Annotated in this window: 26 protein-coding genes and 1 tRNA gene; 12 read left to right on the forward strand and 15 right to left on the reverse strand. The window is 36.7% G+C overall.

Annotated elements, in window-relative coordinates:
• Positions 1-62 precede the first annotated feature (62 nt).
• From PVV63_RS05385 to PVV63_RS05420, 8 genes are all read left to right on the forward strand, one after another.
• A complete protein-coding gene (locus tag PVV63_RS05385) occupies positions 63-680 on the forward strand; it encodes a S24 family peptidase (RefSeq protein WP_273791002.1) in 618 nt (205 codons plus the stop codon).
• 244 nt (positions 681-924) lie between these two features.
• A complete protein-coding gene (locus PVV63_RS05390; protein ID WP_273791003.1) occupies positions 925-1299 on the forward strand; it encodes a hypothetical protein in 375 nt (124 codons plus the stop codon).
• Positions 1300-1362: 63 nt separating this feature from the next.
• Complete coding sequence (locus tag PVV63_RS05395; RefSeq protein ID WP_273791004.1) at positions 1363-1725, forward strand: antA/AntB antirepressor family protein; 363 nt, start codon at positions 1363-1365, stop codon at positions 1723-1725.
• Between the two features lie 70 nt (positions 1726-1795).
• Positions 1796-2554 (forward strand): antA/AntB antirepressor family protein, encoded by a 759-nt coding sequence (locus tag PVV63_RS05400; protein ID WP_273791058.1) that lies wholly within the window; start codon positions 1796-1798, stop codon positions 2552-2554.
• Positions 2555-2566: 12 nt separating this feature from the next.
• Positions 2567-2689 (forward strand): hypothetical protein, encoded by a 123-nt coding sequence (locus PVV63_RS10365; protein ID WP_342753371.1) that lies wholly within the window; start codon positions 2567-2569, stop codon positions 2687-2689.
• A 406-nt stretch (positions 2690-3095) separates the two neighbouring features.
• Positions 3096-3875: an ERF family protein gene (locus tag PVV63_RS05410; protein ID WP_273791005.1), complete on the forward strand. Its 780-nt coding sequence runs from the start codon at positions 3096-3098 to the stop codon at positions 3873-3875.
• Between the two features lies 1 nt (position 3876).
• Positions 3877-4500 (forward strand): lambda exonuclease family protein, encoded by a 624-nt coding sequence (locus tag PVV63_RS05415; RefSeq protein ID WP_273791006.1) that lies wholly within the window; start codon positions 3877-3879, stop codon positions 4498-4500.
• Between the two features lie 72 nt (positions 4501-4572).
• Positions 4573-4776: an AlpA family transcriptional regulator gene (locus tag PVV63_RS05420; RefSeq protein WP_015856272.1), complete on the forward strand. Its 204-nt coding sequence runs from the start codon at positions 4573-4575 to the stop codon at positions 4774-4776.
• Positions 4777-4875: 99 nt separating this feature from the next.
• Here PVV63_RS05420 and PVV63_RS05425 read toward each other — a convergent pair.
• The 4 genes from PVV63_RS05425 to PVV63_RS05440 form a co-directional block, all read right to left on the reverse strand.
• Positions 4876-4951: transfer RNA gene (locus PVV63_RS05425), tRNA-Thr, on the reverse strand.
• A gap of 203 nt (positions 4952-5154) precedes the next feature.
• Positions 5155-6513, reverse strand: a complete 1359-nt coding sequence (gene accC / locus PVV63_RS05430) for an acetyl-CoA carboxylase biotin carboxylase subunit (RefSeq protein WP_273791007.1) — start codon at positions 6511-6513, stop codon at positions 5155-5157.
• A 14-nt stretch (positions 6514-6527) separates the two neighbouring features.
• Positions 6528-7025, reverse strand: a complete 498-nt coding sequence (gene accB / locus PVV63_RS05435; RefSeq protein ID WP_273791008.1) for an acetyl-CoA carboxylase biotin carboxyl carrier protein — start codon at positions 7023-7025, stop codon at positions 6528-6530.
• A 242-nt stretch (positions 7026-7267) separates the two neighbouring features.
• Positions 7268-8140, reverse strand: coding sequence for a DsbA family protein (locus tag PVV63_RS05440; protein ID WP_273791009.1), 873 nt, complete (start codon positions 8138-8140; stop codon positions 7268-7270).
• 345 nt (positions 8141-8485) lie between these two features.
• On the opposite strand from PVV63_RS05440, the gene glpD reads away from it, so the two are divergent.
• From glpD to cobT, 3 genes are all read left to right on the forward strand, one after another.
• On the forward strand, positions 8486-10015 hold the full coding sequence (gene glpD / locus PVV63_RS05445; protein WP_273791010.1) for a glycerol-3-phosphate dehydrogenase: 1530 nt from the start codon (positions 8486-8488) through the stop codon (positions 10013-10015).
• Between the two features lie 702 nt (positions 10016-10717).
• On the forward strand, positions 10718-11698 hold the full coding sequence (gene dusA, locus PVV63_RS05450) for a tRNA dihydrouridine(20/20a) synthase DusA (RefSeq protein WP_273791011.1): 981 nt from the start codon (positions 10718-10720) through the stop codon (positions 11696-11698).
• A 384-nt stretch (positions 11699-12082) separates the two neighbouring features.
• Complete coding sequence (gene cobT, locus PVV63_RS05455) at positions 12083-13069, forward strand: nicotinate-nucleotide--dimethylbenzimidazole phosphoribosyltransferase (protein WP_273791012.1); 987 nt, start codon at positions 12083-12085, stop codon at positions 13067-13069.
• Between the two features lie 48 nt (positions 13070-13117).
• Here cobT and PVV63_RS05460 read toward each other — a convergent pair whose 3' ends face one another.
• From PVV63_RS05460 to topA, 7 genes are all read right to left on the reverse strand, one after another.
• The gene (locus PVV63_RS05460) at positions 13118-13609 is read right to left on the reverse strand and encodes an Lrp/AsnC family transcriptional regulator (RefSeq protein WP_015856433.1); all 492 of its coding nucleotides are present in this window, start codon (positions 13607-13609) and stop codon (positions 13118-13120) included.
• 21 nt (positions 13610-13630) lie between these two features.
• Positions 13631-14260: a uracil-DNA glycosylase family protein gene (locus PVV63_RS05465; RefSeq protein WP_273791013.1), complete on the reverse strand. Its 630-nt coding sequence runs from the start codon at positions 14258-14260 to the stop codon at positions 13631-13633.
• 28 nt (positions 14261-14288) lie between these two features.
• On the reverse strand, positions 14289-14852 hold the full coding sequence (locus tag PVV63_RS05470; RefSeq protein WP_273791014.1) for a thermonuclease family protein: 564 nt from the start codon (positions 14850-14852) through the stop codon (positions 14289-14291).
• Between the two features lie 331 nt (positions 14853-15183).
• Complete coding sequence (gene rpmG / locus PVV63_RS05475; protein WP_004864083.1) at positions 15184-15351, reverse strand: 50S ribosomal protein L33; 168 nt, start codon at positions 15349-15351, stop codon at positions 15184-15186.
• A 102-nt stretch (positions 15352-15453) separates the two neighbouring features.
• Positions 15454-16626, reverse strand: a complete 1173-nt coding sequence (locus PVV63_RS05480) for an MFS transporter (protein ID WP_273791015.1) — start codon at positions 16624-16626, stop codon at positions 15454-15456.
• Positions 16627-16922: 296 nt separating this feature from the next.
• Positions 16923-19199: a ribonuclease R gene (rnr, locus tag PVV63_RS05485; RefSeq protein WP_273791016.1), complete on the reverse strand. Its 2277-nt coding sequence runs from the start codon at positions 19197-19199 to the stop codon at positions 16923-16925.
• A gap of 3 nt (positions 19200-19202) precedes the next feature.
• Positions 19203-21776 carry a type I DNA topoisomerase gene (gene topA / locus PVV63_RS05490; RefSeq protein WP_273791017.1) on the reverse strand — a complete coding sequence of 858 codons (2574 nt, stop codon included), beginning with the start codon at positions 21774-21776 and terminating at the stop codon, positions 19203-19205.
• A gap of 261 nt (positions 21777-22037) precedes the next feature.
• Between topA and PVV63_RS05495 the strand changes: the two genes are divergently transcribed.
• Complete coding sequence (locus PVV63_RS05495; RefSeq protein WP_005773510.1) at positions 22038-22244, forward strand: hypothetical protein; 207 nt, start codon at positions 22038-22040, stop codon at positions 22242-22244.
• Here the strand turns inward: PVV63_RS05495 and dprA are convergent.
• Genes dprA through PVV63_RS05515 form a run of 4 tightly spaced genes read right to left on the reverse strand, consistent with a single transcriptional unit; the run spans position 22174 to position 26270 of the window.
• Positions 22174-23406 (reverse strand): DNA-processing protein DprA, encoded by a 1233-nt coding sequence (dprA, locus tag PVV63_RS05500; RefSeq protein WP_375637615.1) that lies wholly within the window; start codon positions 23404-23406, stop codon positions 22174-22176. The genes PVV63_RS05495 and dprA overlap by 71 nt on opposite strands.
• Positions 23363-23995 (reverse strand): glycerol-3-phosphate 1-O-acyltransferase PlsY, encoded by a 633-nt coding sequence (gene plsY / locus PVV63_RS05505; protein ID WP_273791019.1) that lies wholly within the window; start codon positions 23993-23995, stop codon positions 23363-23365. Before plsY ends, dprA begins: the two co-directional genes overlap by 44 nt.
• An 11-nt stretch (positions 23996-24006) precedes the next feature.
• Positions 24007-25308, reverse strand: a complete 1302-nt coding sequence (locus tag PVV63_RS05510) for a dihydroorotase (RefSeq protein WP_273791020.1) — start codon at positions 25306-25308, stop codon at positions 24007-24009.
• Positions 25305-26270 (reverse strand): aspartate carbamoyltransferase catalytic subunit, encoded by a 966-nt coding sequence (locus PVV63_RS05515; RefSeq protein ID WP_273791021.1) that lies wholly within the window; start codon positions 26268-26270, stop codon positions 25305-25307. Before PVV63_RS05515 ends, PVV63_RS05510 begins: the two co-directional genes overlap by 4 nt.
• Between the last annotated feature and the right edge of the window lie 10 nt (positions 26271-26280).

Genomic DNA, 26280 nt, shown 5'->3' on the forward strand with positions numbered 1-26280 from the left:
ACAATTTTAAATCAAGATAAAATCGTACACAATGAATTAAAAAAATAGTGGATAATGTACAAATGACTTATTTGCCAAAAGATAGACTTAAAATAGCGCGTAAGAATGCTGGATATGCGACACCAAGCGAAGCTGCGCGCGCTATACCAGCTCTTAATCAAAATACCCTAATTAGTCACGAAAATGGAAATCGTGGTATTTCGCGCCAAATAGCCGAACTCTATGGACAAGTATTTAATGTAGATCCGGGGTGGATTTTGTATGGCGAGTCTCCTCAAGAAAATCCTAACCTCAATATAAGTATTCCTCTCGTTTCATGGATTAGCGCTGGAGAACTAAGTGAGCAAGATGGGATAATGGATTTTTCAGATTATCCTATGACAGAGGCTGTTAATCTTCCTGCCGGTGAATGGATTGCTTTACGTGTAGATGGCGCATCTATGAATAAAATTAGCCCTCCAGATTCTATAATATTTGTAAATATGCGAGACAAAAAACTTGTACCTAATGCCTGCTATGTAATTGCAGATGAATCTGGACAAGCGACATATAAACGATATAGACCTAATGATGATCCTCCTTTTCAGCCTGCTTCATACGACAAAACAATAAAGGCTCCAAAACTTGAAGGCGCTATCTCTATAATAGGTCGTGTACGGCGCACTATTCTTGATATGTAAACATAATACGGTTCTCTGTTCACGTTATCAATTAGATTGCCATAAACAGATTGAAGCAAGTTTGATTGATTTTTATCAGTAAACAGCAAACTTTTGATTCTCTAAATTATGCCGTGATTCGTCATTTTTTTATTTTTAAAAAAAATAGTACATTATGTACTTGACTGTATTTCGTGCATAGTGTACTAATATATCCATAAACCACGCACAAACAATCGCCAAGAGGCGTTAGGGAGGAGAAATTATGGATAAGCCAATTCTTATAAATTCTGATGAAATTTTATTAGTTGTCTATGATGATGATCAAAACATTGGTCGATCGGGACCACTGGATAAAAGCCAAATTCTAAGCATTGTTGATGAGGCAGATGATGCAATCCAAATCTTTCGCATCAATCCTTCTGAAAAGAACTGTGAAGATATTTCTGAAGAGATCGCAGAGGCATATGTAAAAGAAAATATTGAACGTCTCGATGAAGATAGTGAGGTTCATTACTTTATACGTGAAAGTGATGTTTACAATAGACTTTTAGACGAGATCGCAGACGAAAAATATAATGATGAGATTTACGGTACTTACGAACAACAACACCGTTTGCGTCCTTGTGATGTGCTTTAAATTCTGAAGGGCGCATTTAAAAGCGCCCCCTTTAATCCATCAATAATTAATTAGAGTAAACTCATGAACACACATGACACTAATAAAGATAGTGAAGGATATCTCATACCTGAAAACGAGGTAGAAGACAAAATCGATTATGTCCAAATGGTCAATGCCCATGTAATGCATAGGCACTTACACTTGAAACAAGATTTTTCCACTTGGTTTAATGATTGTGTTGAAAAGCTTGATCTAAAAGAAGGCGTGGATTTGGTTTTTACAAAACAAGAATGGAACAGACAGAAGATTTGTCCAAAATCTGAAATAGAAACAGATAAAACCGATAATCATTACTTCAAAATTCACGCAGCAAGTAAAATCGCTAAAGCAGAGCGCCATAGAAACTATGGCAGAATATTATACCAAAACTTGTGTTTTCATTAATTAAGGGGGTGATGATGAAAAGCCTTATTATAACATCTGAAAAATATGAACTTTTTGAAAGGAGTTCATCATAAATACTCTCATAGAGATTAAAGAAAAAACCATTGATAAGGAAACTGTTCAGACAGTAAATGCACGTGATCTGCATGCATTCTTAGAGGCAAAACGTGACTTTTCCAATTGGATTAAGGACCGTATTACCAGATACAATTTTATAGAAGGACAAGACTTTGTAAAAACACAAGATTTGCGGTCCCCAAAATTGGGGAGCGCAAAATCTAGAGCTGTTACAGCTATAGACTATCACCTCACATTAGACATGGCAAAAGAGCTCGCCATGGTAGAGCGTAATGAAAAAGGTAAACAAGCCCGTCAATATTTTATTGAATGTGAACGGCGTGCAAAGAAACCTTTAGACCTTGCAAATGCTTTAGAAGATCCTCTCTTTGTTAAGAAACTTCTTTTAGAAAGCGTCACACAATTAGAGACCTTAAAAAGTGAAGTGAGTATCCTTAAACCAAAAGCAGCTGCTCTTGAAAGTTTGCAACGTCACAACGGACTCTTCGGTCTTACAGAAGCCGCTAAAATACTCGAGATGCAACCAAAACAGTTCATTCTCTTCTTACAGCAAAAAGGGTGGATTTATAGACGTGCAGCAGGTGGAAATTTGCTTCCTTATCAAGACAAAATCCAAAAGAAACTTATGGATTGCCCAACCATTACACTTAAAACCGCAAATGGAATAGAAAAAGTCATTCCTTGCGCAAAAATCACAGCAAAAGGAATTGGTGTGCTGTCTCAAGAGCTTAAAAGACAAAGCATGCATTAAGAGGAGGTTATTATGATAAAAAAGAAATACGAACTGACAGACGCAACAATCGAAGTTAATGGCAGAACTCTCCACCGCATTCGCGCCTTACGAGACTTTGGAAACGTCGAGAAAGGCGATTTAGGGGGGGTATAGAGCATGAGGGCAATTTAAGTCACGAAGGGGATTGCTGGGTTGGTGATAATGCATGGGTTTATGAAGGTGCCCGTGTTTATGATGATGCACAAATTTCTGATAATGTTCAAGTTTTTGGTAATGCAGAAGTTTACGAGGGTATACATTTTTATGGATATATAGAAGTTTACGGCGATGTACGTGTTTTTGGTAACTGCGATGCTATATACATTGCCAATGATGCAGGTGCTTATGGGTATGTTGATAATATTGACCTCACCTCAACTAGAGAACAAACCAGATGAAAAAATACCGACTACTAATCTTATAGTGTCTCTATAAGCCGTTTCTAACCACACAAACAACTTTTTAAAACATGCGTGATTCACGCCACGGGAGAATTGCGCTCAAATAGGAGGAAATCAAGATGAGTGAACTAAGTACCACACAAACGGAATTAGTGGAAACAACGAACGATTGTGAAATCAAACCTACAGCTATGGAGCTTCTTTTAGAAAGAGCTTTAGAAAATGATGTCGATATGGATCGTCTCAAGCGTCTTCTTGAATTGCGAGAACAAGAGATAAAACGACAAGAGCGCCAAAACTTTGTCCGTGATCTTTCGGCTACGCAAATGGAATACAAAAATATCGAACAAAACGCCATTAATACACATACTAAAAGCCTCTGTACCACGCTTGATAAATATATTGATGCTATCAAAGGACCTCTTGCAACACATCACTTTGCCTTGTTTTCTCGTATCAAAGACCAGAGTTCAAATGACATAACTGTAGAAATGACTTTAAAGCATATATCGGGCAATGAAATATCAACAGAAGGAACATTTCCTTTTGATGCTACAGGGAGCAAAAATAACATACAAGCGGTTGGTTCTACTCTCACCTACGCACGTAGATATCTCTTAGGCATGCTTCTTAATGTTGCAAGAAAAGAAGACGATACAGATGGCAACACGCTTCTTGCAGGTATATCTCCTGAACAAATGAATGAAATCAAAGAATTAATTAAAAAAATACAATCTGAAGAAAGTAAGCTTATCTCTTTCGTAGGAGCAAAAAATCTAACAGATATGTCTTATAAACACGCACAAATCGCTTTGTTTTCTTTGAAAAAAAAGCAACGTTCACAAATGAATAAAGCACAACAATCCTTACCACCACAAGAGCAACAAACGGCGGTGTGAGATGGAACAAAGAACAGCAGAATGGTTTCAAGCGCGCTTAGGAAAAGTCACCGCATCTAATGTTTACAACGTACTCAGTAAGACAGCTAAAGGTTTGCCTACAAGCAAATATGAAGATTACAAAACGAAACTCATGACAGAACGCTTAATAGGGGAAATAAGCCAATCTTATACAACACCTGCTATGCAATGGGGCATTGAACATGAAGAGAATGCCTTGAGAGAATATGAATTCATTTATGACACCAATGTCACAAGATGTGGGTTTATCCCCCACCCAAAAATGGAAATGGCGGGGGCTAGTCCTGATGGGTTGATTGGAGAGGACGGTTTAATCGAAGTCAAATGTCCACAATCAACCACGCATTTGCGTTTTTTTATGTATGACGAAATCAAACCAGAATATCACGCACAAATGCAATTCCAAATGGCATGCACTGGACGAAAGTGGTGTGATTTCATGAGCTATAATTCAAACTTTGTAGGCAAATCTACTGGTTTGAGAATGAAAATCAAACGCATCCTCCGCGATGAGAAACACATTGAAGAGATTAATAAAGCGGTCGAAATCTTTTTAGGGGAAATAGAACAAGAGATGCAAAAGATTTTGACAAAAGCTGCTTAAACCTATGGGGGTGCTCTCTCCTCCCAGCACCCCCGCCCATTTAATTAACATAAAAAAGAGAAAGGTAATGAGATGATATTTGATGATGGAGATAGATATGTAACGACACGTGAGTGTGCACAACTTTTTAGTGTATCCACAACAACGATTCGCAATTGGGTGCTCCAAGGGGTGTTTCCGGAGCCATATAAGCTAGGGAGAGCAGTGAGGTGGAGAAAAAAAGAGATCTTAGCCTTCACTCCAAAGAAAAATAAGGAGCAAATAAGAACAAATTAGGTAAAATTATATAAACTGTAGAAGGTGGTCTAAAAGGTGGTCTGAAAATGTCTATTTAAAGAAAAAATCTATATATTTCAATATATTAAAGATATAAAATGGTGCCCCCAGAGAGACTCGAACTCCCGACCCCCTGATTACAAATCAGGTGCTCTACCAACTGAGCTATAAGGGCGTAACCATGTAGGGATTAGCACAAACTCACAAAAAGGAAAACAGAAAATTATCAAATTTTGTGCATATTAAGTGAAAACTATATAATAAATAAAAATAACTAACTTATTTCCTCTTTTACCACTTTTTACAGCAAGGTTGGCACTATCCTTATGTTGATATCTTATAGAATCTTTTATAAGAATGCACTATTTTGCTATCAAATTACGAATCTGAAGACTTTGATTGATGAGAAAGGTATTTTTCAAGCCAGTGAATATTATAATTACCATCAGCAACATCTTGATTATTAATAAGATCGCGAAAAAGAGGTAGTGTAGTTTTTATCCCATCGACGACAAATTCATCTAAAGCACGCCGTAAACGCATCATACATTCTAAACGGGTACGTCCATGAACAATCAGCTTTCCAATCATGCTATCATAGTAAGGAGGGATACGATAACCTGAATAAGCGCCTGAATCAACACGAATCCCTAAACCTCCAGGTGTATGAAAATGTGTAATGGTTCCAGGTGATGGCGTAAAGTTAATAGGATCTTCTGCATTAATACGGCATTCAATGGCATGACCAGAAAAACAGACTTCATCTTGTGTCACTGAAAGCTTACAGCCTGATGCAATATGGATTTGTTCATGGACTAAATCTATACCTGTAATTGCTTCAGTTACAGGATGTTCTACTTGTAAACGTGTATTCATTTCAATAAAATAAAATTCGCCATTTTCATAAAGAAATTCAATAGTACCAGCTCCACGATATCCAAGTTTGGCACAGGCATTTGCAACAATACTTCCAATTTTTTTCCGTTCTGTTTCATTAAGTGCAGGTGATGTAGCTTCTTCCCATACTTTTTGATGCCGTCGTTGAAGTGAACAATCGCGTTCTCCTAAATGAATAGCATTTCCCGCACCATCACCTATGACTTGAATTTCAATATGACGGGGTTTTTCTAAATATTTTTCTATGTAAACAGCGTCATCACCAAAAGCAGCTTTCGCTTCTGAACGTGTTGTTTTGAGAGCTATAGAAAATTCTTGTTCAGAATGAACAACCTTCATACCACGTCCACCACCACCGGCAGAAGCTTTGATAATAACTGGATAACCAATTTCACGAGCCGTGCGTAAAGCATCTGATTCTTCAGTGACGGCCCCATCTGAACCGGGAACTACAGGAATACCAAGTTTTTGGGCGGTTTTCTTTGCTTCGATTTTATCTCCCATGATTCGGATATGAGTAGCTGTTGGACCGATGAATGTAATATCATGGGCTTCTAGAACATCCGCAAATTTTGCATTTTCAGAAAGAAAGCCATAACCTGGATGAACAGCATCAGCTCCTGTAATTTCACAAGCAGCAATAATTTGCTGAATACTCAAATAAGAATCGCGAGCGGGAGGAGGTCCAATACAAACACTTTCGTCAGCAAGACGAACATGCATTGCATCTGCATCAGCGGTAGAGTGAACAGCCACGGTTTTTATGCCAAGTTCTTTACATGCACGTAAAACGCGAAGAGCAATTTCTCCCCGATTAGCAATGAGGATTTTTCGAATCATGGTTGCCCCTCGCTTTATTCAACAATAATAAGTGGTTCACCAAATTCAACAGGTTGACCATCTTTGACAAGAACAGAGGTTACTGTGCCTGAGCGTGGTGATGAAATTTGATTCATTGTTTTCATGGCTTCAATAATAAGTAATGTCTCCCCTTCAGAAACATTTTGTCCTACTTCTACAAAAGGTTGCGCGCCTGGTGAAGGTGCAAGATAAGCTGTTCCAACCATGGGAGAGGTTATTGTGTTTTTTGATTTATCTTCTTGGATAGATTGTATAGGAGCTTCAGCTGTTGGAACTGGAGAAGATGTTACAGAAAAAGTAGGAGTAGAAACAGGAGCATAGATTGCTTGCTCAGAAGAAATTAAGGTATTTTGGCGTGAGACACAAATACGAAGCTCCCCTTGTTCAACTTCAATGTTCGTTAAATTTGTATCATTCAAAATTTCAGCAAGATCACGAATAATTTTCGTATCAATTGCGGTTTTTGCCGAATCCATTTTTTTTGTTGTCATTTTATTTCTAACTCCTTGATCAATGAAGATCGTCATTATCTCATTTTATGACCGAATATCTCTAGATTAGGGATGACATCTTTTGAGGCTTTAAAGATTTTTATTTCCTTTAAATTATTATACTTTGCAATTTAAAACTCGTATCTGCTTTACGCAAAATTGCACTTATAAGCCTGTTGTCAAAAAAGAGAAAGCATAAAATTACCTCATTTACAGTATTCTTTCTAAAACGGATCAGGAATTCACTGTGTATTGTCTATCGCTTGTTTTAGAATATCTTGTTTGGCTGCGCCAATGAATATTTTATTACCAATGATGTAAGAAGGTGTTCCCGTAATATGAAGTGTAGAGGCAATTTGAATATTTTCTTTAAAAGCGTTTTGCAGAGTGGGATCTTTTATTGCATTACGTAGTTTTTTTTCATCTGCTCCTAATGAAACAGCTACTTTAATAGCTTTAGCTTCATTTGCACGACCCTGATACATTAAAAGCGTTTTGTGAAACTGAGGATATTTCTCTGGAAATTGTTTTCGAAATGCGTAGGCAACAGTATGGGCTGCCATAGAATCAGAGCTTAAAATTGGTAAATCCTTGATAATAACCTTTAAATCTGGATATTCTTTTATCAAGTCTTCTATATTTGAATAGGAAATTTTACAATATCCACAGTTGTAATCAAAAAAATTGACAAGCACTCTTTTACCATTTGGGTTTCCCAAAACAGCGTCATGAGGAGAATGAAAAATTTCTTTTTCTAATAAATGAATGACAGAAGTTTGTTTTTGGTTTTCGTATTCATTCTGTTTTTCCAGCTTATCTTGAAGAATAAGCTGCATTTCAATCATAATTTCTGGATGAGTAAGAAGGTACTCTCTGACAATTTGTTGAATATGATGAGAATCAGTATGTGGTATCATTTTTTCTTTAAGCTTAGATAAAAAGCTAGAATCTTCCAAAAGTTGTGTTTTAAGCTTTTCTAAGCTTAAATTATTTGCTGTTTTTGAGTGTGATGTTGCGTTTGATAAAGAAGGTAAAAAGATTAAAATACTCGACATAACTGGGACTAAAATTTTTGAAAGAAGTGTTATTTTCGAGTTTTGAGAGTGATAATTCATCTGTATACCTTCACATTTTCTAGGGTGTCATTGAGTGAACTATAGGAAAAGCGCTCTCTATGTGCAATAAAGCATTTAGCTATAGTGTGTCTTTAAGAATGAGAAAAAACATCAATTTTTCTCTAAAAAGATTTCATATGATGAACCTTGGTTTGGCAAGGATTATGTTTTGTAAAAGATAAAAAAAATCTCTTTAATTTGTCAAATGTTGTTTTGATGTATAAGGATATCAAAAGCTTTTTGTGCGTGTTTATTTTAGGAAAAAGTACGTTGATAATACAATGAAGAACACTTGTATTATTTTTTTCCTGTTGCTTTATTGAGTACTGAGAAAAAAATTAAATAATGAAAAGTGAAATTATGAAAACCACAACACATTATGAGCTGTTTATCATTGGGGGAGGGATAAACGGGTGTGGATTGGCAAGAGATGCAGCAGGACGCGGTTTTAAAGTGGGATTGGCTGAAATGAACGATCTTGCATCTGGGACCTCAAGTGCGTCAACAAAGCTTATTCATGGTGGGCTTCGTTATCTTGAACACTATGAGTTCAAACTTGTTCGTGAAGCATTGAAAGAACGCGAGATCATTTTACGCATGGCTCCACATATTGTGCGTCCTTTGCGTTTTCTCCTTCCTTATCATAAAGAATTGCGCCCTGCTTGGATGTTGCGTTTTGGACTTTTTATTTATGATTATTTAGGGAATTGGAATCAGAAATTGTGGCGCAGTAAAACGATTAATTTTTCACAAAAATTTTGCTCTACACTGAAGAAAGAATATCAGAGAGGTTTTGAATATTCTGATGCAAGAGTAGATGATGCGCGTTTAGTTATTGGCAATGCTCGTGATGCAGAAAAGAGGGGCGCTGATATAAAAGTACGAACAGAAGTTCTCTCTTTAAAAAAAGAAGACAATAAATGGCGCATCTTTCTTCAAGACAAGTTAAGTAGCAAAGAATATAGTGTCACAGCTTCTTATGTCGCGAATATGACAGGACCTTGGATTGATCATGTTTTGGCAAGCATATTAGATTGTAAAGAACATCCACCAGTACGGCTTGTTAGAGGTTCTCATATTTTGGTTCCCAAGCTTTATACTCATGATCGTGCTTATATTTTTCAAAATGGTGATGGGCGTATTATATTTGCTATTCCGTATCAAGAAGAGTTTACCTTGCTTGGAACAACAGATTGTAATTATCAAGGAGATCCGGCTGACGTTCATATTACTGATACAGAAATTGATTATATTTGTGCAGCAGCCAGTGAATATTTCATACAACCAGTGTTGCCTGAAACGATTGTCTGGTCTTACTCTGGAGTTCGTCCACTCTATGATGATGGAGCTTCAAAAGCACAAGAAATTACGCGCGATTATGTTTTAAAAGAAATGGGAACAGGAACAACACCAAAGATTCTTAATCTTTATGGTGGAAAGATTACAACTTATCGTAAGTTGGCTGAAGATGCGATGAAATTTGTTGAAAAAGAGCTTGGTAAAAAGGGAGCATCATGGACGGCTAAGGCAGTACTTCCAGGGGGTGATTTTCCCTATAACAAATTAGATACAATCGAAAATAGGATTGCTCTTTTGATGCCAGATTTAGATGCTTTTACACATCGCAGGCTTGCACGCTCCTACGGTACGGAAGCATTGGTGATCTTTGCACATGGTAAGGCAAATAAAGGAAAAAATTTTGGACATGGGCTTTATGAAGTAGAAGTAAAATGGTTGATGGAAAAAGAATGGGCTAAAGTATGTGAAGATGTGTTATGGCGTCGTTCAAAACTGGGTCTCCTATTTAATGAACAAGAGGTTGATACTCTTTCTTCCTATATGCAAAGCCAACAAGAGATTGAACAACTTTTATGATCATTTCATTTTACAGATTTTATCTGCAATATTGTAAAATATTTTTCTTAAAGAGGTACTGATATCAGTCATAGATATTAAAAAGGCAATGGCTGTCTATACCCTGATTTTAGTTTTTTTTGCAAGAATCATAAAATGGCAAAATTAGATAGAATATTTAGGATGAAATTTGTCTATCTTATAAAGTGAAATTCAAGAATGTTACCAAGAATAACTCATTGAAAAAAAATGATTTATAATTAGATTCATGTGAAATAAGGATTTTTATTCTTTCTTTAGGAGAAGATAAAGATACTTTCTGTAGCATTTATTTGCACAATAAGTTAAAAAAAATCTAAAGAAAATTAAATCTATTATAAAAAAATTGTATAATGTGTTAGTTTAGCATTTATTATCTTAAATGCTGTGCTAAATCATGTAAGGATGGAGGCTTGATGAGCGTAAGAAGAACTTGTAAATGAGTTTTTTATATTATGGTGAAAATCTTCTTTTTTCATGTTTATATACCTGAACACTAATCTATGAGAAATGCAAAATTGTGTTTTATCATGATTGATTGTAGTAAACCTTGATATCAATTGAAAATAATGAACTGTTATTATACTCATGATAGTATAAGAGAATAAAATTTTCCGTAAACTAAAAGTAAGTATTTTTCTATGTATAAAGAGAGAGCTATAGGGACATGAGAGTAATACCCTCATGATATTTTACAACCTTCCATCGACTATAAAATTTGCAGTAGCACCAATGTTGGACTGGACAGACCGACATTGCAGGTTTTTTTATCGTCTTTTAACGAAAAAAGCTCTCCTTTATACGGAAATGATGGTAGCAGATGCTGTCATTCATGGTGTTCGCGAACAATTGTTGGCTTTTAGCGATAAAGAATGTCCAGTTGCATTACAACTAGGGGGGGCTGATCCGAAAAAGTTAGCAGAAGCTGCACGAATTGCTGAGGATTTTGGCTACAACGAAATAAATCTTAATGTCGGGTGCCCATCAAATCGTGTTCAAGCAGGTGTCTTTGGGGCTTGTTTGATGTTACATCCAGACATTGTGGCAAATGCCGTGGAAGCGATGAAACGAGAGGTTACTATACCTGTAACTGTCAAATGTCGGATTGGAGTGGACGAACAAGATGAAGAGTTAGCGTTAGATCTTTTGGCTAATCAGGTTTGGAATGCTGGATGTGATGCGCTCTGGATACATGCACGCAAGGCATGGCTGCAAGGATTGAGTCCGAAAGAAAACCGTAATATTCCGCCCCTTAATTATGAAAGAGTTTACAAATTAAAACGTAAATATCCCCATAAATTCATTGGGATAAATGGTGGAATTAAATCGATTGATGAGATCAAAGAACACTTAACTTTCTGTGATTCTGTCATGGTTGGTCGCCAAGTTTATCATAATCCAGCTTTGTTAAAACATATTGATTTTGAACTCTATGGTGAGACGCAAAATAATCTGAGTGAGAGTGATCTTATTGAGGTTATGTGTGATTATGCAGCTCGACATATTGCATCGGGGGGGCGGCTTTCTCATGTGACACGTCACATGATTGGTTTATTTCATGGGCGGGGTGGGGCACGTCGATGGAGGCAAATATTATCAAATGATGCGGCAAAACCACATGCAGATATATGTATTTTAAAAGAAGCTTTTTATGCTCTCATTTAATAATAGCCTAATAATTAACATATATTAAAGTTGAGATCCTTTGCGTTTGGATGTCTTTGCGATAATTTTGATCTCTTCAATTTTATAAGTTTTTGAAAGTTTATAACTTTTGTTATAGGAGGAGTGTTAGAATTTATGTATTAAACAACATTCTGATTGCTCCTATTGAATAGAGAAATAGGTTAAGAGCATGATGTAAAAATAGTAATAACATATTGATAATATTTTAAATCTTGCATGTTCGTTATTTGATTAGAATATAGAAATCATTGCTTTCATAATATTTAACTTTTTTAAAGCACTGTTAAAAAAACAATAAATTATTCATATCCTATCTATATGACGTGATTTTCATAAACATTGTAAATTTTAAAAGGTATCCTTATGACCGCTAGTCCATTTGATGATTTTCGTGCTTTGCTTACAAATTTACCTGTTGCTGATGAGTTTTCTATAATTTTGGCAAAAAAACGGCAAAAAAACTTAACAAAAGAGCAAGGAACATTGGGAAAACTGGGAGATATTGCTGTTTGGTATGCGGGATGGAGGGGGACAGAAAAACCTATCGTAACGCGACCTTTAGTCGCTATTTTTTCTGGAAATCATGGTATAGTAGAAGAAAATGTTACACCATTTCCACAATCTATGACACAAAAGATGGTGAAAAATTTTGCATCGGGTGGAGCTGCTATCAATCAAATTTGTATTGCTTATGATCTTGGATTAAAAATTTTTGATTTAGCATTGGAATATCCAACAATGAATATTACGAAGGATGCCGCAATGGATGAGCGGAGTGCAGCTGCTACAATGGCATTTGGAATGGAATCCATTGCGGGAGGGACAGATCTTTTATGTATTGGAGAAATGGGCATTGGAAACACAACAATAGCTTCAGCTTTATGCTTAGCATTGTTTGGAGGAGAAGTGGAAGAATGGACAGGAAATGGCATGGAATCAGACGGTGATTTTTATCAGCGTAAAATTGCAGCGGTTAAAACAGCCATTTCTTTACATAAGGATTATTTTAATGATCCTTTTGAGATAATGCGTCGCTTAGGAGGACGTGAAATTGCTGCTATGGTTGGTGCTATTTTAGCAGCAAGAATAGAAAAAATACCCGTTATTTTAGATGGTTTTGTGGCAACAGCAGCTGCAGCGGTCCTTTATAAAATGCATCCAAAAGCTCTTGATCATACCCTTGTTGGACATGTTTCTTCTGAGAAAGCTCATCGTAAACTTTTAAACAAAATTGGCAAAGAACCACTTCTGGATTTGGGGATGCGTCTTGGTGAAGGGACAGGAGCAGCTATGGCAGCTGGTATTGTCAAAGCTGCTGTTTTAACACATGCACAAATGGTAGTTTTTTAACAAGAAAGTTTGAATGCCTAAAAGATAATAAGACGATATAAAAAACTCTTAAGAGTTTTGTTCGTGCGTCTTGTCGTGTAATTTAATATAGTTAAGTGGAAGTTCCGTTGTATATTTAATTTGTTCCATTGCGAAAGAAGATGAGACATCACGGATGTCAATTTTAGAAATTAATTTTTTATAAAAAAGATCATAAGCTTCAATGTTGGGCACAACAACACGCAATAAATAGTCAATATCTCCACTCATTCGATAAAATTCAATGACTTCACGGAATTCTTGTACAATTTTTGAAAAACGCTTAAACCATTCATGACTGTGTGTGTTCGTGCGAATAGACACAAAAACAGTGACGTGCGCATTTACTTTTTCTGGGGAAAGAACGGCAACACGACGCTGAATAACGCCATCTTCTTCAAGTTTTTGAATTCTACGCCAGCAAGGAGTGGTCGAAAGTCCCACTTTTTTAGCAATATCAGCAACAGAAAGTGTCGCATTTTCTTGCAAAAGATGTAAAATTTTTCGGTCAAGACGATCCATATTTTTTCTCAATATTTTAATTTATAAAAATTTACGCACTAAACAACGCAGATATACAATAAGCTCATCATTAAACCATGGATTTTTCTGTAACCAAGAAGTATTTCGCCATGATGGATGAGGTAAAGGCATAACATTATAGCCTCGAGGTTGGGGAATGGAAAGGATATTTCTCCAATCACCAACAGTTGCAGAAACGGTTTTATGTTTTAATTCTGTAATGTGCCATTTTTGCGCATAACTGCCAATAGCAAGAACAAGCTTTATTTGAGGCATCGCTTGAAATATCTTTTCATGCCATATTTCTCGACATTCACGCCTTGGTGGTAAATCAGCTTTATTGTTGTCATAACCTGGAAAACAAAATCCCATAGGAACAATAGCAAAAAGAGATCTGTTATAAAATTCTTCTTTCGTTACCCCTAGCCAATCACGCAGCCTTTTGCCAGAGCGATCATTAAAAGGGATAGAAGTTTCATGGACACGCAATCCCGGTGCTTGTCCTGCAATTGCAATCGAAGCCGTATCGGATAAATAAACGACAGGATTTGGTTCGTGAGGAAGAGGAGGAAAATAATGGGGTTGTTGGATACAAACACGACAGGAATAGATCTCTTTTTCAAGTTTGATAATTTGGCTACATCGTTTCATTACTCAATGAAATTAAAAAATATTTTTCTTATTCTGTGCGAGGATTTGCTTTGCGCCATTCTTTTGGTCGTTGAAAACTTGATGCCCATATTCCTTTCTTTTTCTTTCTAGCTTCTTGCTCTTCTCTGGGGTATTCATAATAATTTACAGCCCAACCATTATGTACAAGTGTTGCATTGATATTGCTAATTTGTTTTGTTTTACATGTTGCAAGAATACGGCGATATTTATCTGTTTTTTGCCAGTGACATGTAACAGTTTGATTTTTTAATAGTTGTTCTAAATATTTTTTTGCCTCAAGCCCACAAGGGTAGCGCGCTTCCTTTTTTCCACAAAATTGGTGGAGTTCAGGAGCATCAATTCCAGCTAGTCGAATCTTAATTGAAGAAATCATAATGGTATCGCCATCAATGATTAATGCATTCCCTTTAACAGAGTTTTGAGAAGAAAATTTTTCTTTTTGAAGCAACCGTTGAGTCTGCTTAAAATAAGTTGACATAATGATAAGAATGCTAGCAGCGACAAAAATACTGAAACCGATAACTTTTAGATTAAAGCTTCTTAGATTAAAATGAGAAAAAGATTTTTTCATGAAATAAAGAAACTGCTAACATTATTATAACTCTATTTTAGTATTGTTTATAATTGACCCGAGAAACTTTATTCATATGACGAAACAGTGTTTCGTTTTAATGACAAAATTTTCATTAGATATCACAATAATCAAATGCTCATACAGAATATATGTAAGCAACTTAAATAATAAATCAACTTATCCAAATCCGTACAAAACATACAAAGTTTAAAGTAAACTTTTTAAACTTAAGGAAATAAAAAAACACCCCTCAAAAAATAACTTTGAAGAGCAATACTCCAACATTTCTTTTGGAGTATAAAATCTATCAATTTAATAATAATTTTATTTATTTAATTTTTGTTTCTTTAAATTCAACGTGCTTTTTTACAACTGGATCATATTTACGCTTGCTCATTTTATCTGTCATTGTACGGCTGTTTTTCTTTGTTACATAGAAAAAACCAGTATCTGCAGTTGATAAAAGCTTGATCTTAATGGTTGCTGCTTTAGCCATAATGTAAATACCCTATTTATACTGAAAAAATATTATTTCTGTCAAAACTTATTTCCGACATCATCAGATTTTCCGGCAACACTACGGATGTTCTCAAAAAAGTCAAGAGCTGATTAATTTTCTCATAAGTTGGACAAACACCAAAATGACATATAAACCGAAAAAAACAGCCATGGCTATTGAAAAACCAAAGGGTTTAAAGATATCCATGGATTTTCCGATAAAGGTCGGTCCGATGAGCATACCAATTCCATAACAAAAAATAAAAGCAGAATTAGCAGCAGCAAGCTCTTGCCCCTTGAGACGGGCTCCTAAATGTGCAAGACTAATTGTATAAAGGCTCGCTGATACACCACCCAGAAAAAACAAATCAAGCATCAGAATCCATGGATATTGAAGAATCCATGGTACTATAAAAGTTCCTATAAAACCTAAAATAGCGCAACTCATCAGCGGGTAGCGTCGATCTTTGGCGTAGTCGCTTATAATGCTGATAGGAATTAAGAGGAAAATATTCCCAAGTGCAAGGGTTGCCATAAAATGTGCTGCTTCATTCTCATTATAACCAATGGATAAACTAAAGGGTATTATAAGAGTTAATACGCCCATTTGAATGGCCCCGTAAACAAGGACCGCCATCATTGCACTTGGAACGTGAAAAAGATAACGAAAAAATGGCATATATTGATTTTTTTGAAATTCTGGACTTAATTTCCAAGCGGTAAGAATTGGTATAGTAGCAAGTATAATAAGGCTATATCCAACAGCAAAAGGAATAAATCCTTGTGTTCCCACTTTTGCTAGCAGCGTTAGACCTATTATAAACCCTAATCCTAAGACAATAGCATAAATAGAAAGGATCAAACCGCGTTTTTTTGGGGGAGCATAACTGTTGATCCAAAACTCTGATAGGATAAACATAACTGTCATGCTGAAATGTAATATAAACTTTAAAATAAACCAAATCCATATGGGATCAAAAAAATAGAATCCTAAAAAACTTAAAGATCCTATCGCCATCATAAGCAATATTGTTTGAGCGATTCCTAAGCATAAGGCAATTCGAGACGTAAAAATAGCTGCAATAATTGTGGCGATTCCACCAACTGTTCCACTATAGCCGATTGTACTGTTGGAAAGTCCTTTCTCTGCCATAAGAAGAGAGACAAGTTGTGTTCCCATTGCCAATGCTGTTCCAACAGTGCCAATGGTTGCAATAGCGGCAATAATTGCACGCAAAGAATTATTTTGAGAGTCAAAAGGTTTTTTTTTCATGAGAATGGCTTAAGGTACTCTTGTTTATTTAAACATGGCTGAAGGTACTCTTGTTTATTTAAACAATGAAAAGATGAGCTGAAATGAAAGGGAGCCAAAAATATCCTTTGCAGTTTCTCTCATTTTCTAAGTATAAAAAACTGCAAGATTTTTATATGGTTATTATAGACTTAACAATAAAATTTATCCTCTTGTATACTAAAGAAAGAAGATTGTACATATAAATATTATATAATATAAGTCATTTCTTAAATTGAATTTATTATTCATATTATATTCAATGGAGGGCAAGAAGCTTAATTTTTTCTTTTCCCATAAAAAGTATACTTTTGTTTTTTTAATTTGTTTTTATGGTAGGATGTCGGTGAAAATTTTATTGGACGAGGTTTTGTTAACAGTTCAAAGCATAAAGCGCCAGCAAAAGGTTGTACCGTTATAAGTTTTACTTCTACAACATCACTGAGCTGATAGCCTTTATGGCTACGCTGTCCTACAAGAGCATGTTGTGCTTCATCAAAATGATAATAATCATTTTTAAGTGTAGAAATATGGACAAAACCATCTGTATTGAGTTTATCAAGTGAGATAAAAAGACCTGCTTTTGTAACTCCGGAAATGCGGCCTGTAAAAATACGACCGATTTTATTCGTTAAATAGTGAGCAACAAGCCGATCAATCGTTTCTCTTTCAGCCATCATTGCACGGCGTTCGTATAAAGAAACTTGCGTAGCAATTTCTGCAAGATTTTGTTCTTGTGTATCTGTTAATTGATCATTTCCTAATTTGAGAGCTTTAATGAGTGCTCGATGAATAATGAGATCAGCATAACGACGGATTGGTGATGTAAAATGTGTATAGTTCTGCAAATTCAAACCAAAATGGCCACTATTTTTAGGGTTGTACTCTGCTTGTGATTGTGAACGCAAAATAACTTGATTGACTAGTTCTTGTTGTTGAGTATGAGCGACCTTTTCTAAAATTCTATTAAGGCGCGCTGAGGTAAGTTCGCTTCCGCGGGAGAGTGGTATCCCCAAACTTTGAAGAAAGCTCCGAAGTATTTCTTGCTTAGCAAGAGAAGGTTTTTCATGAATACGATAAATGAGCGGCTGGTGATGTTGTTTTAATGTTTCAGAAGCTGCAATATTAGCTTGTATCATAAACTCTTCAATTAAACGATGCGCTTCTAATTGTGTTTCACTCACAACATCTTTTATGCATCCATTTTGATCAAGAATAATCTTTTTTTCTGCAATTTCTAATTCTAGTGGTTGGCGACGATTTCTCGCAGCTTTAAGGCATGCATAGGCTTCCCATAAGGGGTGCAAAATGCTCTCAAAAAGAGGGGTTATTTTTTCATTTATATTACCTTCAATTGCCAATTGTACTTCTTGATAAGAAAGTTTGGCTCTTACACGAATCATAGTACGATGAAAACTATGTTTTCGTTTATTACCGTTTGCATCAAAAATCATACGAACGGCTAAAGCTGGTCTTTCTTTTCCTTCACGAAGAGAACATAAATCATGAGAAAGGCGTTCAGGTAACATTGGCACAACGGTATCGGGAAAATAAACAGAATTTCCACGTTTCAATGCTTCTTTATCTAAAGCGCTTCCTGTTTTGATATAATAAGAAACATCTGCAATGGCTACAATAATAATCCAACCATCATTATTTGCTGGATCCTTATCCTTGGTTGCATAAACTGCATCATCATGGTCTTTTGCATCTGGTGGATCAATTGTAATAAAGGGTAATTGTCGCCAATCTTCACGATTATCCATATTGGCAGCTTTGATATGTTTGGCTTGCTCAAGAACACTTTCAGGAAAAATATAAGGCATTCCTTTCGAAAGAAGCGCTATCATTGAGAGTGTTTTCTCACTCTTAATGTGCCCTAAAACATTCTTTATTTTTGCGCTTTTTAATCCGTAACCAGTATTTTTTTTTATTTCGACTTCAACGAGATCACCAATTTGAATCTTCATTTCTGGAGACATTTCAACAATGAGTTCATTGGTTTTGCGGTCTATAGGATCAAGGCGCCATTGATTATTTTCAAATTTTTGTACAATAGCAAATGCGCTTTTGGGAGATACATCAATTTTACGAATAATTCGTCCCGTATAAGGATGGCTTGAGCTTTCAGAATTTTTATTTCGAAAAACTTTTACAAGAATATGATCTCCAACACCAATATTACTTCCTGTTATGTGATGAAAAGAGTGTATTTCAATATTGGGCTTTGGAGAATCTTCCCATTCAAGAGGTTGTGCAATAAAACTTCCATCTTTATCACGTCCGCTAATTTTTACTAAAGAAACAGGGGGTAATTTTCCTTTGTTTATTGCTCTTTTGTGGTGTTTAGATATGAGATTTTGATCCTTTAACTCACGTAACATATCTCTAAGCCAGATACGAGAATCGCCTTTTAAGTTAAAAGCTTTAGCGATTTCTCGTTTACTTGAGTAGTTAGGATTCTCAATTATAAAGGAAAGGATTGCTTCCTTATTGGGAAAAGTTTTCCCCTTGAATGAAGAGAGATATTTTATGTTTTTTTCACCTTTAGCCAAAATTTATGTCTCTTTTATTTTTGCTTTTGTTTTAGAAGAAGCTCTTTTTGAAGTTGTTTTTTTACTCGATGCTTTAGCCGATATAAGTTCTAGTGCCTCTGGAAGTGTTACACTAATGGGATCTTTATCTTTTGGCAATGTTGCATTAATTTTACCCCAATTGACATAAGGACCATAACGCCCGTTGCGCACGGTAATGGTTCCTCCTTCTGGATGCTCTCCTAATGTTGCCAATGCTTCAGGTGTTGTTCTGCTTTGCTTGGTTTTGTTTTCTTGTTGTTCTGCCAATACTGTAACAGCGCGATTGATACCAATATCAAAAACTTCATCTGCATGAAGAAGGCGCGCAGATTTTCCGTTATGGCTAAGATAGGGACCATATCGTCCAATCGTAGCCGTGATTATTTTTCCAGTTTCAGGATGAATGCCAATTTCACGGGGAAGGGATAGTAAAGCCAAGGCTTTATCAAGGGTTACATTTTCTGCCTGCCACTCTTTTGGTAGTCCTGCACGCTTAACTTCTTTGCTTTCACCAAGTTGAATATAGGGTCCAAACCGGCCATTGCGAAGAGAGATATCTTTTCCTGTTTCAGGGTCAATACCAAGTATAACAGGTTCATCATTGCGTACAGCTTCATTATCTTCTCCAGTATCTGTACCAAGTTGGCGTGTGTATTTACATTCGGGATAATTGGAACAGCCAACAAAAGCACCATAACGACCGAGTTTTAATGATAATTGACCATTTTTACAAAGAGGACAGGAACGCACATCACTTCCATCTTCGCGTTCAGGAAAGGCGAGAGGTGCTAATGTTACATTTAAAACATCAAGGACATTGGTTATACGGAGTTCTTGGATATTGCTAATAGATGCATTAAATCCATCCCAAAAATCCCTTAAGACGTCTTTCCAAGAAAGTTTGCCGTCAGATATAAGATCCAGCTTTTCTTCAAGATCTGCTGTGAAACCATATTCTACATAGCGATTAAAGAAATTTTCAAGAAAGGCCGTAACAATACGTCCCTTAGCATCGGGAATAAGCTTTCGTTTATCAATGACAATATATCCACGGTCACACAATGTCGCCAATGTGGAGGCATAAGTCGAAGGACGACCAATTCCTAACTCCTCAAGCTTTTTAATTAATGAAGCTTCAGAATAACGAGAAGGGGGCTCTGTGGTATGTTGTACGGATTCAACTTTTTCTTTTGTAAGTGCTTCACCAGTGTTTATTTGTGGTAAACGTGTTGTTTCATTTTCTTCATTATTTTCTTCGTCTCGTTGATCCGTGTAGACGGAAATAAAGCCATCAAAGCGAATAACAGATCCTGTTGCTCGTAGATTTGCACGGTTTTCTCCTTGCTGTGCTTCAATTTCAACGGTTGTACGTTCAATGTCAGCAGAACGCATTTGGCTGGCAATAGCACGCTTCCATATCAGCTCATAGAGCTTTGCTTGATCGCTATCGAGAAAATTACGGACTTGACTAGGATTGCGTTGAAAATCTGTTGGACGGATCGCTTCGTGTGCTTCCTGTGCATTTTTTGCCTTTGTTGAATAAAAACGTGGTTTTTCAGGAATATAGTCTTTACCGAAAGTTTCATGAATAACTTTTCGTGCTGAATCAATAGCTTCTGGTGCTATTTGCACACCATCGGTACGCATATAAGTAATCAGCCCTGCCGTTTCACCATTAATTTCAATGCCTTCATAAAGCTTTTGGGCAATTTGCATAGTGCGAGAAGCTGAAAATCCTAATTTTGAAGAAGCTGCTTGTTGTAGTGTGGAGGTTGTAAATGGAGGAAAAGGATTTCTCTTTGTAGGTTTTGCTTCAACACTGAGTGTATGATATTGGGCTTGCTCCAACATAAGGCGAATTTGGTCTGCTTGTTCTTGAGATTGAATATCAAGCTTGCCTATTTTTCTTTGATTAAACATTGTCAATCTTGCTTGGAAACTATCATTTCGGATGGTTTTTAACTGTGTTGTAATGGACCAATAATCTTCTTTGATAAAATGTTCTATTTCTGATTCACGATCACAAATAATACGCAAAGCAACCGATTGAACGCGTCCTGCTGAACGGGCACCAGGAAGTTTCCGCCATAAAACAGGTGAAAGTGTAAAACCAACGAGATAATCAAGAGCGCGACGTGCAAGATAAGCATCTACAAGTGATGTATCAATATCACGTGGATTGTTCATAGCATCAAGCACAGACTTTTTGGTGATGGCATTGAAGACAACTCTTTTAATAGGTTTATCTTTTAAAACTTTTTTTTGACGGAGAACATCCAGAATATGCCATGAAATAGCTTCCCCTTCACGATCAGGGTCTGTTGCTAATATAAGGCTATCGGCTTCTTTAACGGCTTTTGCTATTTCATTTAAACGTTTAGCGGCAGCAGAATCTATATCCCATTTCATAGAAAAATCTTGATCCGGTAAAACAGAACCATCTTTTGCAGGCAAATCACGAACATGTCCAAATGATGCGACAACTTTGTATTGAGATCCAAGATATTTATTAATTGTTTTTGCTTTTGCTGGAGATTCAACGATAACGATATTCATAATTTTACCCAAATATTGAAATAAAAATTTTTTTATAAACGCCTTTTACGCGAATAGCTAATGCCAATTGCTTAAGAGCACATAAAAAAATATTAGCCATATAAAAAACATGAATATTGTACAACTTATGATTGTCATTATTAGAATACACCCTATATAGAATTACACGATTTATTTTCCACTGTTATTACAAAAACATACGGCGAAATACTAAGACGTCTATTGAGAGGTAGGAGGGGAAATGCTCAAGGATAGAGGATTATGTTTATAAATCATTTAAAAGTTATCCAATATATTACAGACATGTCAAAGCAAATGAATCAGATGGCGCGTCAGGCGCATAGTCCGCTTTTAGCATTGCTTTTGGATATGGTTGCCAAAGAAGGGCAAAGCATTATTAATAGTGCTGAGGCTCTTGGGGAAGATCAAGATTCGACAATGACACACAACCACCAGAGTGTCGAATAAGCTTTCCAGCAAGGTCGAGTTCTACCAACAAGAGGTAGAGAGCTGGGAGTGAAACACCTGAGTGGATACTAAGTGTGTCTAAATCGATTGGCGTTGTTGAAAGAGCGGAGAGAACTGCTGCACGTGCTGCATTGTCATCTGCTGAAGAGAGACCGCTGTTTTTTTCATCTGCTAAATTAAAATTCTCCTTTTCAAGTTGTAAAGAGGATGGTTCCTCAAAAAAATTGAGTTGCGAATTTGGAAGCGGTGAAATTAATGGCGTAAGTGTTTCTATAATGTCAGAAGGATGTGTGGTGAGTAGAGCACCGTCTTTGATAAGATTGTTTGTACCAACAGATCTTGGATCAAGTGGAGAACCGGGAATGGCAAAAATTAACCGTCCCATTTCAGCTGCTTGACGTGCGGTAATTAAGGACCCTGAGCGCAGGGCTGCCTCTACAACCAAGAGACCAAGTGATAGAGCTGCAATAATACGGTTTCTTCTTGGAAAATCGATAGCACGCGGCTTCCAAGAAATGGGCATTTCGCTGATGATGGCCCCACCGTTGGCTATAATATCTTCGTGCAACTTTTTATTTTCAGGAGGATAGATATGATCAATTCCTCCAGCCATGACTGCAACAGTTCCTGTTTTTAAACTTGCTTGATGCGCAACGCTATCAATTCCACGAGCGAGACCAGAAATTGTTACAAAGTCTGCTTCTCCGAGAAAACGCGCAAATTGAGCCGTAAGCTTTTTCCCAGCAGCTGAAGCATTTCGAGAACCTATAATTCCAATAGAAGTTTTTTGAAAAATTGAAATATTACCTTTGATAGCAATAAGCGGCGGAGGGGCTTCTGTAACCTTAAGAAAAGCTGGATAATCTGGTTCGCCCATACCGATGAACCGAATATCTAATCTTTCAGCTTCTTGCATTTCTTTTTCTGCATCTTCTAAGCTTGCTATTTTTATAGATACAGAACCACCACCTTTTCTACTAAGCTCTGGCAGCGCTGCCAGAGCATTTTCTGCTGTTTTATAATGATCAATGAGATTACGAAAACTAACAGCTCCAATATTTTCACTGCGCAATAACCGTAACCAGCTTAGACGTTGACGATCAGTAAGCAGGATTCCTTTATTTATCTCCGTGTTGCGTACCAATCTTACTTTCTTCCCCAATTAATAATCTACTGATATTTGCAGAATGTTTTATAAACACAAATACGCTCATCACAATCAGCATACAATAGAAATAAGAAGCGGAAAAATAAAAAACAAATATCGGTGTGATCGTAACAGCAATAAGCGCAGATAATGAAGAATAACGCATGAGAAGAAAAATCGCACTCCATACAATAATAAAAATAATTGCTGCGGGCCAATAGATTCCTAAACAGACCCCTAGATAGGTAGCAACACCTTTGCCACCTTTAAATTTAAGCCATACGGGGAAAAGATGTCCTAAGAAAGTAAAAAAACCCGCTAGAGAAACAAGTATACTATTGTCTAGCGGATTACTAAAAAACTTTATAATCAAAACAACGATAGTTCCTTTTAACATATCACAAAGAAGTGTTAGAGCAGCAAGCTTTTTATTTCCTGTTCGTAAAACATTTGTTGCTCCAATATTGCCGGAACCGATTGTTCTTATATCACCAATTTTGAACAATCTCGTAAAAAGAAGACCAAATGGAATCGAGCCAATGAGATAAGATATGAGGAAAATAAACCATGGAGTGGACTGAAAAAATATTTCTGCTTCATTCATTAAGAATCTCATTAAGTTTGTTGATCAAGTTTAAAAACGGATTTCCCTTTCACAAAGGTCTGGAGCACACGTCCTTGAAAACGTGCATTATCAAAAGGGGTATTTTTTGAACGTGAATAGAGCTTCTCTTTCGAAACAACCCATGGTTCTTCAAGATCAACCACAATAAAGTCTGCATGAGCACCTTTTTTGAGTGTTCCTGCATTGAGTCCAAAGAGCTTTGCAGGCGCCGTTGACAAAAGTTCCGTTATCCGTAGAAGAGATAGGCTCTCATCATGATAAAGGCGTAAGGCTGCGCTCAATAAGGTCTCCATACCAATAGCGCCAACTGCCGCGTCATTAAATGGTAAATGTTTTTTGTCGATACTCTGAGGATCATGAGAAGAGACAATAACATCTACAGTCCCATCCTTTATTGCTTCAATCATTGCTATACGGTCTTCTTCTGTACGCAATGGGGGCATTAAGCGAAAAGAGGTGCGATATTCACCAATGTCATTTTCATTGAAAGATAAATGATTAATAGATACACCCGCTGAAATTTTCTCACTGCGTTTTTTACCTAAACGAAATGCATCAGCAGAGAGTGCTGTCGATATTTGAGCGGCATGATAGCGTGTTTGCGTTAATACTGCTAATCGCAGATCTCTTTCAAGTGGAATAACTTCTGCTTCGCGAGGGATGCCAGAAAGACCAAGCCAACTGGCAAGCAGTCCTTCATTCATCACACCTTGCCCTGTAAGATCTTTATCTTGCGTTTCATGCATCAATGGAACATCAAAATCGCGTGCATAAGTCATTGCACGCCGCATAACAGATGAATTTTGAAGTGTTTTTTTGCCTTCACTAAAAGCAACGGCTCCTGCATCTTTGAGCAAACCAAATTCGGTTATTTCTTGTCCGTTGAAACCTTGTGTGATTGAAGCAACGGGATAAATATTGACCAATGAGATTTCCTGTGCTGTATGCGTAATAAATTTAATCAGAGCAATATTATCAATAACTGGATGCGTGTTTGGCATCATAAGAAAGGAAGTAATACCACCTGCAGCGGCCGCTTGACTTGCTGATGCAATTGTTTCACAATGCTCATTCCCTAATTCTCCAACAAAAACGCGCGCATCAACGAGTCCAGGGAGAATTGCTTTGTTTTGTGCGTTAATAACTTCTGCTTCTTCAGGGAATCCCTGATTCAGAGCTTCTTTTCCAGCGGCTATAATTCGTCCATTTTCAACAATAACTGTACCAATTTCATCGATTGTGCGCGAAGGATCAATAATACGAGCATTTTGAAAAACAATTGGTTTTATCATTTTTTTTCTCCACTGATCTTTGCGCGTGAATCTAATAAAGCCTCCATGACAGCCATACGCACTGCAATTCCCATTTCTACTTGTGTATGAATCATACTTTGTGGTCCATCTGCTATGTCGGATGCAATCTCTACACCACGGTTTAATGGGCCAGGATGCAGAATAATAGAATCATTTTTGGCATAGGCTAAATTTTCTTTATGTAAGCCAAAATAATGGAAATATTCACGCGTAGAGGGAATAAAAGAGCCTGTCATCCGTTCATGCTGTAAGCGCAACATCATGATAACGTCAGCATTTTTAAGACCTTCTTTCATCGTGTTAAAAACCTCAACACTCATATGAGCGATTTCTGCGGGTAAGAGTGTTGAGGGAGCAACAGCACGAACACGAGCACCCAAAGCATTAAGACACAAGATATTGGAACGGGCAACACGTGAGTGTAAGATATCTCCGCAAATCGCAACAGTTAATCCTTCAATACGACCTTTTGCCCTTTTAATGGTTAGAGCATCTAATAAAGCTTGGGTTGGATGTTCATGAGCACCATCACCTGCATTAATAACACAACAATCAACTTTTTGCGCTAATAAAGCTGCCGCTCCTGCACTGTTATGGCGAAAAACCAGTATATCTGGCTTCATCGCATTGAGAGTTGTAGCTGTATCAAGTAATGTTTCTCCCTTTTTTACAGATGAGTTGCCGATCGCAAGACTCATCACATGTGCACCTAGCCTTTTACCCGCTAATTCAAAAGAAGATTGTGTTCGCGTAGAGGCTTCAAAAAAGAGATTAATTTGAGTCCGTCCATGCAAAGTAGATTTTATTTTATCAATTTTGTTAGAAAGGATAACATTTGCTTCTGCACGATCAAGCAATGTATTAAGGTCTTGTACACTTAGATCTTTAATAGCTAAAAGATGTTGATGAGGGAAAAGTGGAAAAAAATTATCTTGCATCATAGCATTCTTC

Origin of the sequence: Bartonella sp. CM31XJBT (assembly GCF_028618555.1) — a bacterium.
GTDB lineage: Bacteria > Pseudomonadota > Alphaproteobacteria > Rhizobiales > Rhizobiaceae > Bartonella.